Origin of the sequence: Pseudomonas sp. GM25, from assembly GCF_000282255.1 — a bacterium.
In the GTDB taxonomy this organism is placed as follows: Bacteria; Pseudomonadota; Gammaproteobacteria; order Pseudomonadales; family Pseudomonadaceae; genus Aquipseudomonas; species Aquipseudomonas aphyarum.
In genome coordinates this window covers 69,724-89,650 of sequence record NZ_AKJQ01000043.1, presented here as the reverse complement: position 1 = coordinate 89,650, position 19,927 = coordinate 69,724, and the positions used below count along the sequence as shown (strand labels likewise).

Sequence of the window (19,927 nt, the reverse complement as noted above, 5' to 3'; positions counted from 1 at the left end):
GATCAAGGCTTCTCGACGGTAACGTGAGTGGTTGCCACGGCCGCTTCACCGACTGCACGAGGCTGCGCGGCAGGCGCTGGCATGGTGTAGTTCTGAGAGCGGTCCGGCGCCTGGATGTGCATGCTGGTTTCGGTGCCGGTCGGGAATTCCATGTCCGACGGGCTCTGGTACGGCAGGTTGCGCACGATCCGTGGGGTGATCGAGAGCACCAGTTCCGATTTGCCGATGGTGTCCTTGTTGCTGCCGAACAACCGGCCCAGACCCGGAATGTCGCCGAGGCCCGGAATCTTGTTGCCGGTCGCGCCGTGGTCGTTGCGCATCAGGCCGGCGAGGATCTGGGTTTCGCCGTCATGCAGGCGCAGCGAGGTCTGGGCGTTGCGGGTATCGACCTGCACCGGAATCGTCCCCTGGCGGGTCGGCTCCAGCGGCGTGGCGTTACTTACTTCCAGGGCGATCTTGATCGCCACTTCGTTGTTCAGGTGCACGGTCGGTTGCACTTCGAGCTTCAGACCGACGTCGAGGTAGGTGACGCTTTCGGTGATCACCGGGCCTTGAGTCGACGGCACCGAGGTGGCGCTGATGATCGGCACCCGCTGACCGATGTGGATGCGCGCCTGTTCGCGGTTGCTGACGCGGATCACCGGGCTGGCCAGGGTGTTGATGTCGTTGTCCTGGGCGTTGATCTTGGCTTGCGGCGACGGCGAGATCGAAATCCGGCTGGAGTTGATGCCCTTCAGTTGATCGAGAATGGTCACCGCCGAACCGTCGCTGTTGACCACACCGAAGGTGTTCGGCCATTGCAGGCCGAGGTCGAGAATCCGCTGGGTGGCAACTTCCATCACTTCCACTTCCAGCACCACTTCGGGGTTGGACTGGTCTTGCGATTGCAGGAGTTTCTCGGCCATGCGCACGGCGTCTTCGGTGTCGCGCATGGTCAGGGTGTTCAGGCGTTCGTCGACGAACACGTCGCGGGTCTTGAGCATGGTCTTGATCATGTTCAGCGCGGTGTTGGCGTCGATGCTGGTCAGGTAGAAGGTGCGCATCACCAGCTCTTGGTAATCCTTGAGCTTCTGCGGCGAGTCCGGAAAGATCAGCAAGGTGTTTTCGTTCACCACTTTCTGGTGCAGCTGGTTCTGTTGCAGCAGCAGTTGCACGGCGTCTTCGATGCGCACGTCACGCACGAAGATCGTGGCTTTCATGTCCGGGCGCAGGTCCTTGTCGAAGATGAAATTCAGGCCGGCGACCTGCGACAGCACTTCGAAAATGGTCTTGAGGTTGGCGTCGCGAAATTCCAGGGTCACCGGGCGATCGAGCCGGGTGCGCAGTTGCGGGTACTGGATCACGTTGCGGCTCTGCACCAGACGAATGTTGCCTTGCAGCTCCAGCGCACCGTCGTTTTTCGGGTCGAGTTCGAGGATCTGTTTGACCTGGCGGTCGGCGCCGTAGATGTCGCCCCGGCGCAGATCGCCACGGGCCAGTTCCAGCTTCTCGTCCATGCTGCGCAGGTAGTCGAGCTGGCGCAGGGCATCCTGGGCGCGGCGGTTGTTCGGCTCGATGGTCAGCACCCGGCTGTAGGCGGTGCGGGCCGAAGCGAAATCGCGGCGGGCGCGGTCGGTGTCGCCGGAGGTCAGCAGCGCGGTAATGGCTTTGGCCCGTCCGCTGTTGAGCAGCAAATGCAGTTCGGTGTCGCGAGGATCTTCGCGCAAGCCTTCTTCGATCCGGGCGAGCCCGGCCTCGTATTGACCCTGCTCGATCAGGTCGGAAGCCTCCTTGTTGGCGACCTGCGCGGAACTGCACGCGGCCAGCCCGGCACACAGGCCGAGGCTCATCAGCAAACGGGATCTGTTCATTGCGTACTCCCCACAGACAAGGTCTGCGACAAATGCAAAGGCAGGTAGACCAGGCTCAGTTCCACATCGGAAATCGCCGCAATCTTCCAGGTGTCGTCGATCACATCCCCGCTGCGCACGACGTAGATTTTCTCGCCGTCCTGCAAGAACACCTGCAGGTCGCTGCGGTCATGCAGCCTGCCGACGAACTGAAACGGCACCGGTGGCAGGCTCGGGGCTTGCACCACCGGGGTCGGGTTGATCGCTTGTTCGGTGACCGTCGCCAGGGTCGGCGCGGCCTTCCAGGATTTGCTCGCAAACAGGTCGCCGGCCGGGCTCAAGTCCTTGATCGGCGCCGCATTCGCCTTGGCGCTGCTGGCGGGCAAGGCGCCACGGGCGCTGGCTTTGGCCGGGCTGGCCACGGCGACCTCGGTCGAATCCGCCTCGTCGCTCGGCGAGAAATATTCCGGCAACCAGGCCAGCGCCGCCGCTACCCCGAAGAACGCCACCCAGCCGGTTATGCGTTTGGTGTCCATCACGACCTCGACAGGTAGAGGGTCATACGGATCCGGCCGCTGAGGTCGGTGTCGGCAATCTTCTTGCGTTGAAACTCGACGTCTTCCACTACCACCGCCGGCAACTGGCCGAGCAAGGCGTGCAGGAAGCGGCGCAGTTGCGGGTAGCTGCCGCGCACCGGCAACAGGATCTGGTAGCGCGCCAGATGGGTCTTGGGATCGACGCCGAGGGCGTATTCGCCGCGCGCCAGGGTGATGTGCTCCTGCGCAGCCAACGCATAGATGCGATCGATGGCGACGGTGGCTTGCGGCTGGGCCGGCAGCTTGTTGCGAAAATCATCGAGCTGACGTTGCGGCACCACCGGCGGCGCGATGCTGCCGTCCTCGACCTTGGCCAGGTATTCGGTGGCTTCCTGGGTTTGCTGGCTGAGCTGTTGCAGCGACTGCCAGCCCGGCAGCAAACCGCCGAGTGCCCAGGCAACCGTGACCAGCAGCAGCGCCAGACCGGCCAGGCCCGGAACGCCGAGGCCTTGCAGGTATTCGTGAACGATCAGTCTAGGGATTCGCATCGCCTATCTCCCAGGTCGCCGACAGGTTGAATTGCACCGGTTGCTCCGGCGATTTGACGACGATTTCGTGGCTCAGCAGCGACACGTCGGACAGCTCGTCACTGGCCTCCAGCCGTTTGTGGAAATCCAGCATCGCTTGCAGATCCCGCGCCTCGGCGCTGATCCGTACCTGGCCCTTGCGTGCATCCGGGGTCAGGGTCAGCAAGGCGATGTCGTCGCGCGGCATGGCTTCGAGCATGGCGAACAGGCGTTCCCAGGGGCGGCGCAGTTGCTGCGAGACCTTGCGCATTTCGGCGAGGTTCTGCGCCTGTTCGCGGGTTTCCGCCGGGCTCAGCGTTGTCTTGCTGCCGCTGTCGCCGGTGAGCTGGCGCTGGGTGTGTTGCAGGTGACCTTGCTGTTGCTCGGCCTGATCACCGAGGTGCTGCTGCACGCCGAAGCACACCAGCGCGAGCAACACACCGCCGCCGAGCAGGCTCCAGCCCAACGGGCCGGAACGCGGACGAGGCTGGAAGTCGAGGTTCAAGGCGCGCATGTCAGGCCACCGCCCGGGACATGACGTACAAGGCGTCACGCACGGTCATCGAGTCGTCTTCGAGAGTGCGCAGGTGCACCCCCGCCACATCCGGTTGCGCATCGAGGCGCGCCGGGGCGTGCAGATAAACGTTGAAGGCGCGTTCGCTGGTGGAGGCTTGCAGCTGCCGTTCGCGACCGATCAGCGCGCTGAGTGCCGCATCGCTGTCGCTGCCGCCCACCGAGCGCACTGACGACCAGCGCCCTTCCCTTGCCAGCAGCAACACGCTGCGTTGCGGTTCGGCGACGATGAACAGGAAGTCGCCGGCATCGAGGCTTTTGTCGAAGCGGTTGAACGCGGTCATCAGGTACGGCTGCACCGAGCGCAGACGCAGGCCGCGACCCGTGACCAGCGTGCGCAGGCGTTCCAGCAAGTCCTGCGGCAAGGCACTGGCGATCCGGTCATGCCCGGCAGGCTCGGCGGACAACACCAGGCTCCACGGTTGGGTCGGGGCGCCGAACAGGTCTTCGAAGCACAGTTGGGCGAAGCCACGCAGTTCGTCAGGGCTGCTGATCTGCTCGCTCCACGGCACCAGGCAGAAGCGGCTGAAGTGGCCGGAGATCACCACGCTCAGTTCGGCACCGGCGCGGGTGTGTTCGCCGAGCAGACGGTCGAGGGTGTCCAGCGCCACCGCGTAGCTCTGGAAGCCTTCGTCGATGTAGCCGACGCTGCCCAGCCACAGGGTGTCGCTGCCCCGGCGCTGGCCGAGGCCGACACCGCTGGCGCCGAGCACGGCGATAAATTGATCACGCGATAAAAGTGACACGATTGATCTCCTCCAGCGTGGTCCGACCGTGCTCCACCAGCTCCAGCGCCGATTCGCGCAACAGGCGCAAACCACGGGCGCAGGCCAGGGCTTTGATCTGGGTGATGGGTTGGCGCTCGACGATCATCTGCCGCAGTTCGTCGTCCAGGTGCAGCAGCTCGGCAATCGCCGTGCGGCCGCGATAGCCGCTGCCCCGGCAGTGGCCGCAGCCCTTGCCGTGGACGAAGTGGTAGTGATCGACTTTCTGTGGATCGAGGCCCGAAGCGCGCAGCTCTTCATCGCTCGGGTTGACCGGCGTGCTGCAACTGCTGCACACCAGCCGGATCAGACGCTGGGCAAGAATCGCGTTGAGCGCCGAGACCAGGCTGTAGGGGTCGATTTCCATCTGGGTGAAGCGGCCGATCACGTCGAACACGTTGTTGGCGTGAATGGTGGTGAATACGAGGTGACCGGTGAGCGCCGATTGCACGGCGATCTGCGCGGTGTCCGGGTCGCGGATCTCGCCGACCATGATCTTGTCCGGGTCGTGACGCAGGATCGAACGCAGGCCCCGGGCGAAGGTCAGGCCTTTTTTCTCGTTGACCGGGATTTGCAGCACGCCGGGCAGCTGATATTCCACCGGGTCTTCGATGGTGATGATCTTGTCCACGCCGTGGTTGATCTCGGTGATCATCGCGTACAGCGTGGTGGTCTTGCCGCTGCCGGTGGGGCCGGTCACCAGCACCATGCCGTAGGGTTCGGCAGCCAGGCGGCGCAGTTGGCGCAGGGTTTCGTCTTCAAAGCCCAGCGCTTGCAGTTGCACGCCGCAGACCTTGTCGGCCAGGTCCTGTTTGTCCAGCACCCGCAGCACCGCGTCTTCGCCGAAGATGCTCGGCATGATCGACACCCGAAAGTCGATCTGCCGGCCGCTGATGCCGATCTTGAAGCGACCGTCCTGGGGCACGCGTTTTTCGCCGATGTCCAGTTCGGCCATGACCTTGACCCGCGAGATCACCTGCTCGGCGAACTCGCTGCCCTGAATCTTGCCGATGTTGTTCAGCACGCCGTCGATCCGGTACTTGATCACCAGACCCTGGCCGGTGGTGCCGAGATGGATGTCGCTGGCGTGCATTTTCAGCGCGTCGTACAGGGTCGAGTTGACCAGTTTCACCACTACGCTCGAGTCTTCGCTGATGCTGGTCAGCGACAGGCTTTGCAGGGTGTCGGTCTCGCTGCCGGCGTCGGCCTGGGCGTTGAGCGATTCGACGGCGTGAAAGCTTTCTTCGTGGCGGGCCAGATAAGCTTTGAGGTCATCGGCGTGCACCAGATACAGCGGCGCGCCGTGCAGGCATTCGTCGATCCAGGCCAGACGCGACGTGTCGAAGGGGTCTGCGAACACGCCGATGACTTCGTCGTTGTGGCGCAGCAGGATGAATTCACGTTTGAGGCATTGCGCGAGGGTGACCCGGTCGAACACCGGGGTCGCCAGAAACAGCGTGTCGGTGTCGAGCACCGGGTAATGCAGGGTGGCGCCGAGGCTGGCAATGAACGGCATTGGCGCCAGTTCGCAGAGCACGGCCAGCGCGTCGAGCACCCGTTCCCCGGAAGTGGAGGCCCGTGCCCGGGCCTGGGCCAGTTGCTCACTGGAAAAGCGTGGCGGGGTCTGTGCCTCCTGTGGAGGATTGACCGACAGCGGTTCGACGACAACGGACAGACGATCCATGGCTTGCTCTCCAACACCCGGGGCTTGAGGCCCTGACGGCGCGGGAGGCGAATTCGGCGAGTGCCGGAACGTCTATCGCGCCATTACTCCCCGGTGAGCATTTGATCGTCGTCCGGTGCCATGGCCTCCGACCTGTTTCGTCGGCGGTCCGCCAGCACCCAACTGCCATCGTACAACTGCAACGGGAAGCTCTCGGTCCTGCTCTGGCGTCGTTCGACGAAGCCTTCGGATGGGCTCGCCCCGGGTTTCGCTTCGCGCTGGATCCCCAGAAGGTCGCAGACAGCTCGGGCAAGTTCCGCCAGTGGAAACGGTTTGAACAGGATGTGACTGACCCCCAGTTGCCGCGCCCGCTCACAGACTTCAGCGGTCGGGTGACCCGTTATCAGCACGAAATGACACGTCCTGTTCTGGCGAACCGCGTCGAGCACCTCGAACCCTTCCATATCGGGCAAGCGGTAATCGAACACCAGCACGTCGGGGGCGAAAGTCTCGGCCAGGCCGATTCCTTCTGCGCCGTCATGTGCAATCCGGACTTCCAGCCCTTGCGCCGACAGATAATCCTGAAGGTTCTGTGCAAGCAGCTGTTCGTCTTCGACAACCAGTACTTTGTTAACCAAGGTGAACTCCTTGCAGCTACAGATCCCGAAAGCGGAGCCTGCTGGAGTGCGCCTCACAAGAGGTAACGCACACTTCATGCCAGGCTGAGTGCCGGTAATTTTTTGTCTTCATGTCCTTGAATTGAATGGAAATGCCCGCTCGTCCCGGTACCCCGTTCCCCAGAAACGGGGAAGCACCTGAATGGGCATCGAAGCCATTCCCCACTATTGGGGGGGAACCTTCAGTCGTCGTCAATTCGTTCGATCCTGTTCTCTGCCCGTAATTGCGCGAGCACCTGACGACGAGCCTGGGTCTGTTGCTGTCGGGCGAGGTACGCCCTGACTGTTTCCAGCCCTTGCTCCTCTGGGACATCGGCCGCCTCCTTGTGGTTCTCGACAAAAATCAAATGCCAGCCGAACGGTGTACGCACCGCCGTGCTGACTTCGCCAGGCTTGAGAGCAAAGGCCGCCGTTTCAAACGCCGGTACCATTTGCCCACGGGCGAAATACCCCAGGTCCCCGCCCTGGCTGGCGGTGACATCTTCCGATCCCGATTGAGCGACGCTAGCAAAGGTTTGCCCCCCTGCGATAGCGGCACGCAACTCTTCTAAGCGTAGCCGCGCCGCTTCAACCGTGGCGGCATCGGCATCGCCGGCAACCTTGACCAGAATGTGCCGGGCCTGAATCTGCTCCGGCGCGCCCATTTCAGCGCGGTGTTCTGCAAAAAAAGCCCGCACCGTTTGCTCGTCCGGGGCCTGGACTTGGGTCAGCTCGGCAAACATCCGTTGCGCCGCCAGTTCGCGGTGGGTGTACTCGGTGAACGAGGCCTCATCGAAACCGGCGTCCTGCAAACGCTGGAGGAATTTGTCGGTGCCGCCGATGGCGGTGCGGGTCTGCTCGACCTGTTCGCGCACGGCTTGCGCATCGATCTTCACCCCGCGCTTGCGCGATTCCTGCCAGAGCAGTTCCTTGTCGATCAGCGTGTCCAGCGCGGCCTGACGCAGTTGTTTATAGGCCTTGGGGTTGCGGATGCTCGCCACGGCGCGGCCCTGATCTTCCAGGTACTCGGCGAAAAAGCGCTCCAGGCGAAACTCGGAAATCGCCTCGCCGTTGACCCGGGCGGCCACCGGTTCATTGTTCGCCAGCGCCAGCGCCACCGGCAACCAGCATGTCAGCAGCAAACACAGGGTTTTGAGCTTCATGATCAGGGCCTCCGGTCAGGGCGTGGCAATAATCGGTTTGTAGGGAGCGACCAGATAAAAACGCTGGTCGGGCAAGTCAACGGTGACCACGTGCGCCCCGCTCAGGCCCAATCGTCGGCCGGGACCGAAGCTCAGGCGCGGGGTCAGGCCGGTGTCGAAGTCGTGCAGGCCTTCGAGCGCCGCCACCAGTTTTTCGCGGCTGGCGTCGCGGCCGGCCTGCTTCATGCCTTCGCTGAACAACAGCATCGAGGCGTAGGCGCCGACTTGCAGCACCGCGTGCTGGGCGCCGAGGCCTTGATGCTCGCGCAACAGCGTCAGCGCCATGCGCCCGGCCTGGGTCCAGTCGCTGGGCACGAACGGATACGCCAGAAACACCCGCCGGGAAAAACCCTCCGGCACTTGCAGCAGATCCCCCGCCACCTGGCTCGATGCGGCAAACAGGTACGGCACCTGCCCGGCATTCTGCAATCCGGTCGCCAGCCGACTGAAACCACCGCCGCTGCCCAGGTAGAACACCGAGCGCGAGCCCAATGGCAAACTGTCCGCCGTCGGGTCATAGGCCTGCAAATGGACTTTTTGCCAGCCGTGATCCTGCAAGTAGCGGCCGAGGGTCTGCGCCGCCAGCACTTGCGCCGGGTCATCGGGATAGGCAATCAGCGTCGGCCCTTGCAGCACCCGCAAACTGGCGGTGGCGTAATCGGCCAGCGCGATCAGTTGCTCACGCAGCCCCGGCAGCGGTTCGAAAATCTGCGGGCTGGCCTGCACCGGGCCGAGCAGCGACATGGCCCCGATCAGCGGCACGCCGGACTGCTCCAGACGTGGCGCCAGTTCGCTGTCCAGCGCCGGGGCCAGCGGTGCGATCAGGGCGAAGACTTTCTCTTCCTCGATCAGCCGTTGCAGGGCCTGTTCGGCGCTGGCGCGATCCGGGCCGGGATCGGCCACGGTCAGGCGCAACTGCCGACCGTGAATGCCGCCGGCCTGATTGATCCGCGCGACGCTGCCGTTGAGCACCGCCGCGATGGTGGCGCCCTCCTCGGACAGCGGCCCCTGGCTGGGCAACAAGGTGCCCAGGTGCAAGGTCTGGTCATCGAGCCCCGGATCGCGGTCATCGGCCAGGCGTTTGAGGTACGCCGTGAGGTTGCGCTGATCCTTCATCGACAGCAGGAAGCGCGGCATGCTCGGGTCGAGGCGATTGTTGCCGGGGTCGCGGCCCTGCTGGATCACCCGCGCCAGACTGCTGTCGGTGTAGGCCGGATAGTTGCGGCCGTTGACCTGTTGCTGCCCATGGATGCTGGTCAGCCGCGACCAGTTGAGCTCCGGCGGACGCACCCCGCCTTCGGGTCGGCCCAGACCATCGGCGCCGTGGCAGTTGGCGCACGGCAGGCTGGTAGCCGGTAGCAACACATCCGCCGCGCCGACCCGCGCCATGATCGGCTCGCCGCTGGCAGACAGGCCTTCGCGGTACAGGCGCTTGCCGGCGCTTTCCTCATCGGTCAGCGGCAATGCGACCGCGCCGAGGCTGACGCCGGCGAGCAGGATCAGGGCGAGGACGCGGCCGAGGTTCATGGCGCGGACTCAGCGGCCGGCCACGGGCATTGTCAGCAGCTGCAAGCGCTGGGCAATGGCGGCGGCCGGGGCGTCGGGACGGATTTTGCTCCAGCGTTTGTTGGCCACATCGCCGACGATCAACTGGGTCGAGTGCTGCTCGGGCGTCGGCACGATCTGGCCGATGCGGCCCAGCACCAGGTCCATCTGCGCCTTGTCGCCGGTAAGGAAAAGCCAGTGAGGGTCATCGGCACCCTGCTTCAAGGTGTAAGCCTTGAGCACCGCCGGCGTATCGCGCAGCGGATCACTGGTAAGGGAAATGAAGGTGATGCCGTCGGCCTTGTCGCCCAGCAGCTCGCGGACTTCCTTGAGCTTGCGGGTGATCAGCGGGCAGGCGTCGTTGCAACTGGTGAAGATCACGTTGAGCAGCACCACGCGGTTGTGCAGCGCATCGCTGTAGAAACGCTGGACGTCACCGTGCTGGTCGAGCAACGGGGTATCGGTGAACCAGGTTTTCGCGTCGTGGGTACCTTTGGCCGGTGCGGGCGCAGCGCTGGTCGTTGTCGTTGTCGTTGCCGGTGCCGGTTGTTCGTGGCCTTCGTGAGCCAGGGCCATGGCGCTGAAAATCCAGAAACAAACCGTCAGGGTGATCCAGTCCAGGGTTCTCATGGTTGTTGCTCCATGGCAATCGCGGTGTGTTTGGCGTGGGTGCGCAGGCCGCTGAGTTTCTCGACTTCCTTGGCCAGCAGTGCCGGGTCGGTGAAGCCGTAATAACGCGTCCAGTGACGACTGTTGCCGTCACCGACGAGGATCAGCGGCTGGTGATTCTTGAAGTCGCCGCTGAAACTGCCGAGGCCCTTGAGGGTGGCGGTGATCGATTGCGGCGAACCGGTCAGCCAGCTCCAGCCCGGGCCTTTCTGGAAGGTGCGGGCGTAATCCTGCAGACGTTTCGGGTCGTCGCGCTGCGGGTCGATGCTGATCGACACCAGCTGCACTTCCGCGCCGACCCGGGCACCGAGCTGTTTCTGCACCTTGCCCATGATCGACGAGACCACCGGGCAGACCGTGGTGCAACTGGTGTAGATGAAACTCATGACGACGATCTTGTTGTGCACCAGATCCTGCTCCAGGTGCACGGTCTTGCCGTTCTGGTCGAGCAGCGGCACGTCGGCGAACTTGACCTGGGCGTGCTCCTGGCTGTTGGCGGCCGGTGCCGTGTGCCCGGCATGCTCGTCCGCCGAGTGGGCGCTGGCCTGCTGGATACCGACGGCCAACAGGCACAGGGTCAGCAGGCCACGGGATGCAAATCGGTTCATGGTCTTTTCCTCGTCACTGAGTCTGGCCGGGCAGCACCCGGACACTGGCAAATGTCTTGTCGTCGAAACCGGCGCCCAGCGAGGCCGCGCGCACATGCAGGTACCAGGCGCCGCTGCGGTCTAGGGTCACCGGCGCTTCGTACACGCCGTCGGCGACTTCCCGTGCGGCCACTTCGCGGGGCCGGGATGTCGGCGCGAGGAAGTAGCGCAACTGCACGTCGGTCACACCGCTGCGCTGGATTTTCTGTTTGCCCTGGACGATGCGAAAGCGCACCACGTAAGGGTCGTTGAGGGCCACGGCGGTCTTGTCCAGCAGGAACTCGACTTTCGCCGCGCCCAGGTGTTTTTCAGGCGCGCCGTCGGACGCCACCTGGGCGCTGAAGCAATGAATGATGTTCGGCTGGTTGAGCAGGAACGCCACATCGAAGCGTCCCGCCGCCGGCAGCTTGACCCGGGCGCTGTAGAGCCCCGGCGAGACTTCGCGCAGGCTGCGGTCGATCACCAGCGCGGCGCGGGCGATCTGCCCCCGGTTGGGGTAACCGGACATCGGCGCGTTCATGCCTTCGGCGTAGAAATAGGTGGTGTTGTCCACCGGGTTGACCACGAACACCGCGTTGTCATCGCGCGACACCGCGAGGCTCGGTGCCAGCGGCAGATCCCCGGCCAGCCGTGGCGGTTGCGGCCCGGCTTCAAAACCCTGAGTAATCGGCTGACGCCCTTCGCCGAGCGAAGACAGGTTGATCATGGTGACTTTCGGCGAAGCCAGTCCGCGCACGTAGGCATAGGCCTGGGTGAACACCACTTGATAGGGTTCGGCCGAGACTTCCAGATCATGGATCGCCGAATCGTTGGCCGCGTCGATCACCGTGGCGCGGTTTTCCACCGTGTTCAGCACCACGCCAAAACGGCCGTCGGCGCTGAAATCCATCGGGCCGAGGCCCTGTTGCAGCTTGATCACCCGGCGTACGGCGCGGCTGTTGCTGTCGATCACAGTGACGGTGCCGTCCTTGCCATCGGCCACGTACACCGCGCCGGACAGCGGCGAATACGCCACCGACAACGGGCTGGCACCGGTCTTGACCTGTTGCAGTAGGCTCAGGCTGGCAATGTCGATGACGCTCAGGGTGCCGTCGTCGCGGTTACTGACGAAGGCGAAACGGCTGTCCTTGCTGAACGTGATTTCGTGGTGGCCGCGCCCGGTCGCCAGGTGTTTCAGCGGTTTGAGGCTCTGGGTGTCGATCACCGTGACCCCGGATTCTTCAGCCTTGCTCGCGTTGTTGCCGACCCACAGCAGGCGCTCGTCCGGTTGCAGCGCGACCCGCACCGGTTGGCTGCCAGCGGCCACCGAGTCGATCACCTTGAATTGCTCGCTGTCGATCACCGCCACTTCCCCCGCCGTCGGCATCGACACGAAGACCTTTTTGTTGTCCTTGGGCGTGACCCAGTCCATCGGCGATTGCTTGAGTTCGATCCGCGCCAAAGTGCTGGTGATGCCGCCGACCGACACCGATGGATCGATTACCGAAACGCTGGCATCACGGTTCATTACCAGCAGGAAATAGCTGTTGAGGTCGAGCAACGGCCGCGCGCCGATGTTGGATTTGAGGAACGTGCCGACCCGCGACTTGCAGCTCTGGTCGCGGCCCTGGGCCTGATCGGCGGCAACGGCTTGCGGATCGATCCACGCCCCCGGTGCCACACCGGACAATGGCTGGCCGGACGCACCGTCGGTGACGCGAAACTGCACGTCGGCGAACTCGCCCTCACGCAACTGACCGTCGCTGGCCAGCGGCTTCAGATCGAAGGCGATCGACACGCCGTCGCGGGTCAGCACCTGCTCCGCGCTGGTTTGCGCCAAGGCAATCTCGCTCAGCGTGAGCAGCGCGCCGGCCATCGCCAGCAGGCAGACGCCGATGATGTTGATGATCCTGTTCATACCTCTCTCCCCTACAAACCTTTCCTCACCTGTGGGAGCGGGTTCACCGGTTCCCACAGGCCGCGCATTGGCACCTACTGAGCAGGCGGCGCCGGCTCCGGCTCATTGGTCACCCGCAGCAATCCCCACAGCCCCGAGGTGTTGCCATAGGCGGCGTAATCGCGGAACAGGTAGTCCCCCGGTATCGCGTTGCTGCCCCCGGCGCTCGGGATCATGAAGCTGAAGTGCGCCGCCGGCAGGACGCTTTCGTGAGCGCCGATGTACATCGACATCGGGTTGTAGCCGAAGCGCACCGACCCCACGCCCGGCGCACCCATCGGGTAGCCGCCGGTGTCGCTCTTCTCGGCCTGGAACGGGTTGAGCGACCAGACGTGTCCGTCGAGCTGGAACGTCGTGCCGCGACTGCCGCCGCTCGGCATCAGGATGTGCGTACGGAACGGCTGACCCGGTTTGGCATACAGCACCGGCGTCTGCGGATCGCCCCCCACCAGCGCATTGCTGTAGGCCATGTGCGCGTTGGTCATGTCGCCGTAACCCGCGCCATCGGCATGGCCGAACGGCGCATCCGGGGCGAGGCCGAAGCGATACCACAGCGGCTCGGTCTTGTAGTTGATGGCCATGCTCGAGTTGTCCTGCGGATCGGTCGGCACACCGAAGCCCTCGGCAGCGATGCCTTCGACCGGCCGGCCATTGGCCCAGCGGGTATTCAGCGCCTTGTGCCAGACCATCGCGAAGTCGCGGTAGGTCGTTTGCCCCGGTGCGGTGACCGTGGCGTTGACCTTGCGTGCATCGTCGACCCAGGTCGCGCCGATCGGCAGGATGCTCATTGCACCACCCAGGCCTTTTTGCGGTTGCTTGATCACATCCGCCGGGGTGAAGTTCAGGCCACCGAACTCCACGGCCGTGGCGTTGATGTTGTCGACACTGCGGCCCAGTTGCGTGATCGGTTTGCCTTCACGCTCCAGGTGCCCGGCGTAGTACTGATAGGTACGGGTCGGGTAGGCGCCGCTGCTGCCAACCCGTGGTGGCACGGTCTGGGTCGGGTTGGCGCCGACGTTGGTGCCGTCGGACTTGGTGATGTCGTAGGCCAGCAGTTGGGCGTGCAGCCCCACGTGGCTGGACGGCCGCATCAGGTTGTTGCTGAAGGTGGTCGAGCCCAGGCCGCTGTTGCGGTCGCGCTTGACCATGCCTTGCATCACCGCAGTCTGGGTCAGGTCCGGCATCACGCTCGGCAGACGGTTTTCCAGGGTGATGTTGATGCAGTCCCCGGCCGCTGCGCGCAGCACCAGCGGTTCGACCGGAATGCCGGGTTTGAGCTTGCCGCTGACCGGATCGAGGTCGGATTTGCGCACGTACAGGATCGCCGTCGGATCATGCAGCGGCCCGCTCTGGCCACCGATGGTGATGGTCTCGCCGTCCTCCGGATCGGTCACGGTCACTTGCGGGATGCTCACCGTGCGCGAGTTCAGCACCAGGGTGCCGCCCGCCGGATTCAGCGGCCCGCCGACATGCTGACCGAGCCCGGCCGAATCGCCGATGCTCAGGCCAAGCGGATTGCCGAGGATGTCGTTGGCCAACGCCGCCACCACTTCATAGTTGCGCTGCACCGTCGGCCGGGTGCCAATGCCGTTGGGGTTGGCGCTGATCCGTGGGCAACTGCCTTCGAACGCCACGGTATTGCGCATGCCGGCCGGACTCGGGTTGTTCGGGATGGCGAACAGGTCATTTCGTTTGGCCGTGTAGTTGCGCATCACGCCCCAGATTCCGCTCCAGTAGCCTTCGATCGAAGCATCCATCGAGTACAGATAGTCACCGGTGGTCGCCGCAGAGCTGGACAGCATCGACACGGGGGCGATGAAGCCCATCTGTTCGGAGATGCCGATCATCTGCGAGGCGCGCCAGCCAGAGTTGGAGCTGTTGCCGAAACCGGAACCGCTCTGCAGCCATTTCACGCCGTGCAGGGTGACGTTGTGCTCTTCCTCGTGGCCGCCGGCATGCACCCGCAGACGCACGTTGTCGCCGGTGTAGGTACGCAGCATCGGGGTGAAAGGATCGCCCGGCTCGCTGCCGCCCTTGTTGATGTGCGGCGGGAACAATGTGGTGCCGCCAGTCGGACCGGTAGCGGCCGTGACCAGGTTCGGCGCCAGGTTCATCGCCGGGATCGCCCGGTCGGTACGGCTTTGCATGGCGTACGCCAGATCGCCGCCGAGGCCGTCGGCCTGCATGCCGCGCTTGCCGTCCGGGCCGACCTTGTTCGGATCGTAAACCCGCAGGGCCAGCGGCTCGTTGCGATAGTTAACGACGAACATGCCCGGATCATCCACGGAGATCGCTTGCGGGCAAGGCCGGCTCGGGCAGCCCGGCACCTGACCGCCCTGCACTTCCAGCACGCCTTCGAGCAGGGTGCTGGCGTTGTTGCGAACCGGCGGGTTGATCGCGTAGCGGAAGCTGTCGGCCGTAGCGGGGAACGCTTGCGGGTTAGGCACGCCGTTGGGGCCGGCGCCCACGTACACACCGGCTTCATAGGCGTGCTGGAAGTCGCTGTATTCGAGGAAGAACTCACGGAAGCTGTCGTTCTTGCCGTCGCCGTCGAGGTCGCCGGTGTTGATCACCGCCTGCCACGAGGTCGGCCCGCCGTCCTGCCGCGCGCCGCTGTAAAGAGGCTCGCCGGTTTCGGCGTGGAACCAGGTGGAACCGGCCGGTTCCGCCAACACCGTGGCATACAGCCCGATCTGCTGGTGAGTCGATGGGCCGAGGTGGTCGTGGGTGAAGATGGTGCCCAGCCCACGATCCACGCCCTTGGCGTTGACCACCGGGTCGACGAACCAGCGCTGCATGGCCGTGCGCGCGCCCATCCAGTCACTGCGCCCGAATTGGCCGAAGAACGGATGCGCCTTGGCTTTCGGGCACGCCTGGGTGCCGTCGCGCGGGTCGGTGCCCTCGCACTGGTTGAATTCGCGGATCGCGTGAATGCGTTCCTGAACGGCGCCCGGGGAGAGCACGCCGTCCTCGTAGTTCCAGCCGTTGGAGGAACCGTCGGCGGACGTCAGGTCCCACTTCGGCAGATGAATGTGCTGGCCGATCACGTCGGTCGGCGTGCGCACCTGATAATCGTCCATCTCGTAGGTGGCAGGCACCAGGTTGGTTTGCTGGTATTGCACGCAGTCGAAGGTGTTCATGCGCATCACCAGAGGCTCTGGCGGACGCTGCTTGGTGATCACCGGCCAGGCGTCTTCCCACAGCGCCAGAATCCGGGCTTGCGGGAAGTGATAGCCGACCTTGTTGTAGACCGCGTCGAACTGGATGTTGGCGGCCTTGTAGATCCGTGGCCGGTCGGCGGTGAAGGTCGAGGCGCCGACGAAAGACATGCCGTCCAGCCGGTCGCCGCTGGCGAATTCACCGCTGCCGGCGCTGCTGGTCAGGCGTTTTTGCCGGTCGTCCATGCACGGTTCGTAGTACGGCGCGCCGGCAATCGGCAAGGCGCCGTTGGTGCGGAAGGCCTTGGCCACGATCTGGTTGCCGGGCAGCAAGGCAAAGCTCGGGTGATCCTTTTTCGCGTGGAACGCCATCGCGGCCTGTTCCACTTCAGTGCCCTCTTCCGGCAGGTAAATCGGTTTGGCGCGGGTGACTTCCTTGGAGAAGTCCAGCGAGGTGGTCACGGTGTGCGCCGCGCCTCCGGCTGATACCCCGTCGAGGGTGTGACGCTGCAATCCGCCGTCCCAGCCGCCGGACTGATTCGGGTCGAGGTTGGCCCACAGCGCTTTGCCGCTGGCTTTCAACGATTGCGCGGTGGCGGCGTCGAGCATGTCCAGCGGTGGGGTTGGCGGACGCTGACCCACCGAACTTTCCATGCCGCCGATCCAGAACGGATAACCAGGGTTTTTCAGGCTGCCGTCGGCGTTGCGGTTGGCTTCGCTGCGATCGACCAGGGCCAGGGAACCAATGGCTTGCGAACCACCGTTGCCGCCGTGGTGTTCGCCGTCGTCATCGCCCTCTTCTTCCTCATCGTCGTCATCGTGGCCGGCGACCAGGGTTTCGCCGATTTTCGGCACCACCACCACTTTGCCCGGCATCGGCGCCATGGCTTTGCCGGGCAGCGGCACGACGGCAGGAATCGGCGTGCCGGCAATGATCTCGCCATCCGGCAAGGCCCGGGCACCGGCGGCCGGTTTACCGCTGCGCAGTGCGTAAGGTTCGCTGTGATAACCATCGGAGCCCTGTTGCGAGACTTCCAGCCGGGTGCCTTCTTCGAACACATCGTGCACCCGCCACATCGACCACATGCCCTGGGCGAAATGCGGGTAGAAGTGGCAGTGATAGATCGCATCGCCGGCCACCCGGTTGCGGTTGCCCGAGCCGCCGTTGGCGATTTCGTAGGTATAGCCGGCGCCTGGGCCGATGCCTTGGGCGTCGACGTAATCGGAGTTGTCGTCGTTGGGGTTGAACAGCCACTGATGGCCGTGCAGGTGGAAGATGTGCTGCTCGTGACCGTTGTGGGTGTTGCGGAATTTGACGAAGTCACCGATGTAGCTGTGGTTGACGTTCGACGGCTCCGACGGATACAGGGCCATGGTGGCCTTGACGCCGACCTGATCTGCGCTGGGTGTCTGGCCGGGGGCGATGTTCTCAAGCCCGGTATTGGCCGGCACGTCCACCAGCATCGCCACGTCACCGACAGTGTGCGAGCTGAGGAAGAATTCTTCGTAGGCGCACGACAGGCAGTCGTGCATCGGTCCCACGCCGAGGCGATTGGCGACCACTTCAGCGCCCATGCCGCCGGAACCGTAGTTGATCATGAACGAGTCGCGGGTCGGCTCCAGCACATGGGCCATGACCGGGTCGGCCCAGTAGGCGGGGAATGCCTGGGTGGCGGCGGTTTCGTCCTGGAACTGCGAGGCGAAATCGCGAAACGGCTCGAGGCGGTTGGGGATCGCCGGGTTGCGCTTGCCCACCGATTCCAGCGGATAGGTACTGTTCGCAAAACTGCCATCGGCGTTGCTGCCCATGACGATTGCATCGCTTTCGCTGGAGATGATTTCGTTGCCGTCGACCATGCTGATGATCGGCGTGCCGGCCTTGCCTTCGCGCAACCACGGTTCGCGCTGCGGGTAGCGGGCCTGGTAATCGACGATCGGGTGACCGGCCGGTGTGCGGCCGGTGGTTGCCAGACGCATTTCTTCTTCGGTGAGGGTATTGCGATAGGTGCGTCCCGATTTCGGCACCACCACGACCTGGCCGAACAGGCCATTGGCGACGTTGCCGGCCGCGCCCTCCCCGCCGAATGTCGCGCCACGGCTGCTGACGGCAAACGCCCCTTCGCGCTCGGCGTACAGCACGTACGAACGGCTCGCGCCCGGCGGCACCAGGGTGTTGGCATTACGCCCGGTGTAGGAGGAAATGTCGTCGATGCTGTTCACCGCTTGCAGGCCGTTGACCTGGAAACCGACATGGCGGTCGGCGACCTGCTCGTCGACCTTGAAGTCTTCCGCACCGCCGGCGTTCTCGATGCCCTCCTCGCCTTCTTCTTCGCCCTCAGGCCCTTCGAAGTGCTTGTTGGGGTTGGCCTGATAATCGAGCAGGTTCTGCAGATTGATCGTCAGGCAATCACCGGCGGCCACCCGCAGCACCAATGGCCGTGGACGCTTGTCCGCACGCAGCGACACTTTCCCCGGCACTGCGCTGCCGCCGTAGGCCAGCGAGACGTCATGGTCATCGACCACATCGCGGCGCAACGCGAACATCATCCCGTTGACGTTCTGCGCACCGAGGCGGTTGAACATCAGCGGTTGATCGAAGGCGACCACATTGGCCACCAGATTGCGCTCGCAGCGCACGGCGGCGCTGGCCAGTTCGACGCTGAGCATCGAAGCCAGCAACAGCAGCCAGTTCAACAGGGACGGTGCGTGGTGAATGCCAACCATGATCGGAAACCTCGTAGTGGGTGCTCACAGGGAACGATTCTCGATAAACCCCTTGGAGCAATCCGCGTGCCACAAAAAATTGCTTTCCATCTCAACCAGTTACACAAACCACTTGAGAATCCGGGGGATATTCCCCACCCGTTTCCCCACTTTTTCCGGGGCCATCGGTTTGCCCCGATAGTGGGGAAACCGGGGACATCCTTTACAACGGTGCATCCACGGCCAGCCCCTGCAACCGCCGGTACTGACGCAGCACGCTCGGGACATAACGCTGGGTTTCGGCGAACGGCGGGATCACCCGGCCCCGGCTGAGCACCGCGTCTGGCCCGGCGTTGTAAGCGGCCACGGCCAGGGCGATGTCGTTGTCGAACATCGTCATTAGGCGCTTGAGGTATTTGGCCCCGCCCTGGATGTTGGCCTTGGGGTCGTAGACGTCGGTCACGCCCATGTCCCGCGCGGTGCCGGGCATCAGCTGCATCAGCCCGCCGGCGCCCTTGGACGAGGTGGCGCCGGGGTTGTAATTGGATTCGGACTTGATCACCGCATGCAGCAAGGCTTCGGGCAGCTGATTGGCGGTGGCGGCGGCTGATACCAGCTCGGCGTAGGGCTGGTTGGCGATCAATTGCGGCTGCCGGTCAAGGCTGACCAGCGGCGCATCGGCTTCGCGGATCACCCGCTCGTAGGTGCGTCCGGGACGGTGGACGTTGGACAGCACGTAGCTGCCCTTGGCGTCCACGGATACGAAGACATCGGCTTGCGCGACACCGCTTAACAGCACACAGCCGAGCAGTCCTGCAGTGAATGAATGGATCATTGGGCCTCCCCTGACAGGCCCCGAAAAATTGGGGGAAATGCCCCACTGACCCGTCGTCAATCAGCCGTACGCAAGCACTGTGCCGACTCTTGAAAAGCCCGTAATACAAGGGCCTCAGCCCGACAGCCGAATTTATCGGGGGCTGAGCATGGCAATTGCATAAGCCCTTTCGGCGACACGGCTGCCACTCACGGGAGGTCATCATGAAGCTGCATTTTCGTCCGCGTGCCCAACGCGGTTTCACCCTGCTCGAATTGCTCGTGGTGCTGGTGGTGCTCGGCCTGTTGGCCGGGATCGTCGCGCCCAAATATTTCGCCCAGCTGGGGCGTTCCGAGGTGAAGGTCGCCAAGGCGCAGATCGAAGGCCTGAGCAAGGCACTGGATCTGTACCGGCTGGAGGTCGGCCACTACCCGTCCACCGAACAGGGCTTGCAGGCGCTGGTGACCGCACCGAGCGACGAAGCCAAATGGACCGGCCCGTACCTGCAGAAAAAACTGCCGCAGGATCCGTGGGGGCGTAACTACACCTACCGCTATCCCGGCGAAAACAGCGAGTACGACCTGCTCTCGATGGGCAAGGACGGCCAGCCTGGCGGCGAAGGCGAAAACGCCGAAGTCACCAACTGGCAATAAGCGGAGCACACGG

General features: G+C 64.2%; 15 protein-coding genes. 1 reads left to right on the top strand and 14 read right to left on the bottom strand.

What is annotated here, in order from left to right:
• Nucleotides 1-2 precede the first annotated feature (2 nt).
• The 14 genes from PMI24_RS17355 to PMI24_RS17290 all read right to left on the bottom strand — a co-directional run bounded on the left by PMI24_RS17355 (nt 3) and on the right by PMI24_RS17290 (nt 19,282).
• Nucleotides 3-1,850 (bottom strand): secretin N-terminal domain-containing protein, encoded by a 1,848-nt coding sequence (locus PMI24_RS17355; RefSeq protein ID WP_007956135.1) that lies wholly within the window; start codon nt 1,848-1,850, stop codon nt 3-5.
• A complete protein-coding gene (locus PMI24_RS17350; protein WP_007956134.1) occupies nt 1,847-2,365 on the bottom strand; it encodes a hypothetical protein in 519 nt (172 codons plus the stop codon). Before PMI24_RS17350 ends, PMI24_RS17355 begins: the two co-directional genes overlap by 4 nt.
• Entirely contained in the window at nt 2,365-2,913 is a 549-nt protein-coding gene (locus tag PMI24_RS17345) for a GspMb/PilO family protein (RefSeq protein ID WP_007956132.1), read from the bottom strand. The genes PMI24_RS17350 and PMI24_RS17345 overlap by 1 nt, the downstream gene beginning before the upstream one ends.
• Complete coding sequence (locus PMI24_RS17340) at nt 2,900-3,445, bottom strand: PilN domain-containing protein (protein ID WP_007956129.1); 546 nt, start codon at nt 3,443-3,445, stop codon at nt 2,900-2,902. Before PMI24_RS17340 ends, PMI24_RS17345 begins: the two co-directional genes overlap by 14 nt.
• A 1-nt stretch (nt 3,446) precedes the next feature.
• Nucleotides 3,447-4,250, bottom strand: coding sequence for a hypothetical protein (locus tag PMI24_RS17335; protein ID WP_007956127.1), 804 nt, complete (start codon nt 4,248-4,250; stop codon nt 3,447-3,449).
• On the bottom strand, nt 4,231-5,952 hold the full coding sequence (locus tag PMI24_RS17330; protein ID WP_007956124.1) for a GspE/PulE family protein: 1,722 nt from the start codon (nt 5,950-5,952) through the stop codon (nt 4,231-4,233). The genes PMI24_RS17335 and PMI24_RS17330 overlap by 20 nt, the downstream gene beginning before the upstream one ends.
• Nucleotides 5,953-6,035: 83 nt before the next feature.
• Nucleotides 6,036-6,569 (bottom strand): response regulator, encoded by a 534-nt coding sequence (locus tag PMI24_RS17325; protein WP_007956122.1) that lies wholly within the window; start codon nt 6,567-6,569, stop codon nt 6,036-6,038.
• Between the two features lie 221 nt (nt 6,570-6,790).
• Nucleotides 6,791-7,750 (bottom strand): peptidylprolyl isomerase, encoded by a 960-nt coding sequence (locus PMI24_RS17320; RefSeq protein ID WP_007956120.1) that lies wholly within the window; start codon nt 7,748-7,750, stop codon nt 6,791-6,793.
• Nucleotides 7,751-7,765: 15 nt separating this feature from the next.
• Complete coding sequence (locus PMI24_RS17315; RefSeq protein ID WP_007956117.1) at nt 7,766-9,316, bottom strand: ABC transporter substrate-binding protein; 1,551 nt, start codon at nt 9,314-9,316, stop codon at nt 7,766-7,768.
• Nucleotides 9,317-9,325: 9 nt separating this feature from the next.
• Nucleotides 9,326-9,964 carry an SCO family protein gene (locus PMI24_RS17310; RefSeq protein ID WP_007956115.1) on the bottom strand — a complete coding sequence of 213 codons (639 nt, stop codon included), beginning with the start codon at nt 9,962-9,964 and terminating at the stop codon, nt 9,326-9,328.
• Entirely contained in the window at nt 9,961-10,611 is a 651-nt protein-coding gene (locus PMI24_RS17305; protein ID WP_007956112.1) for an SCO family protein, read from the bottom strand. The genes PMI24_RS17310 and PMI24_RS17305 overlap by 4 nt, the downstream gene beginning before the upstream one ends.
• 13 nt (nt 10,612-10,624) lie before the next feature.
• Complete coding sequence (locus tag PMI24_RS17300; RefSeq protein ID WP_007956111.1) at nt 10,625-12,547, bottom strand: YncE family protein; 1,923 nt, start codon at nt 12,545-12,547, stop codon at nt 10,625-10,627.
• Nucleotides 12,548-12,621: 74 nt separating this feature from the next.
• Nucleotides 12,622-18,468, bottom strand: a complete 5,847-nt coding sequence (mnxG, locus tag PMI24_RS17295; protein WP_007956110.1) for a manganese-oxidizing multicopper oxidase MnxG — start codon at nt 18,466-18,468, stop codon at nt 12,622-12,624.
• Nucleotides 18,469-18,670: 202 nt separating this feature from the next.
• Nucleotides 18,671-19,282 (bottom strand): lytic transglycosylase domain-containing protein, encoded by a 612-nt coding sequence (locus PMI24_RS17290; RefSeq protein ID WP_007956109.1) that lies wholly within the window; start codon nt 19,280-19,282, stop codon nt 18,671-18,673.
• Nucleotides 19,283-19,485: 203 nt separating this feature from the next.
• Between PMI24_RS17290 and gspG the strand changes: the two genes are divergently transcribed.
• The gene (gene gspG, locus PMI24_RS17285) at nt 19,486-19,914 is read left to right on the top strand and encodes a type II secretion system major pseudopilin GspG (RefSeq protein ID WP_007956107.1); all 429 of its coding nucleotides are present in this window, start codon (nt 19,486-19,488) and stop codon (nt 19,912-19,914) included.
• The last annotated feature ends 13 nt before the right edge of the window (nt 19,915-19,927 follow it).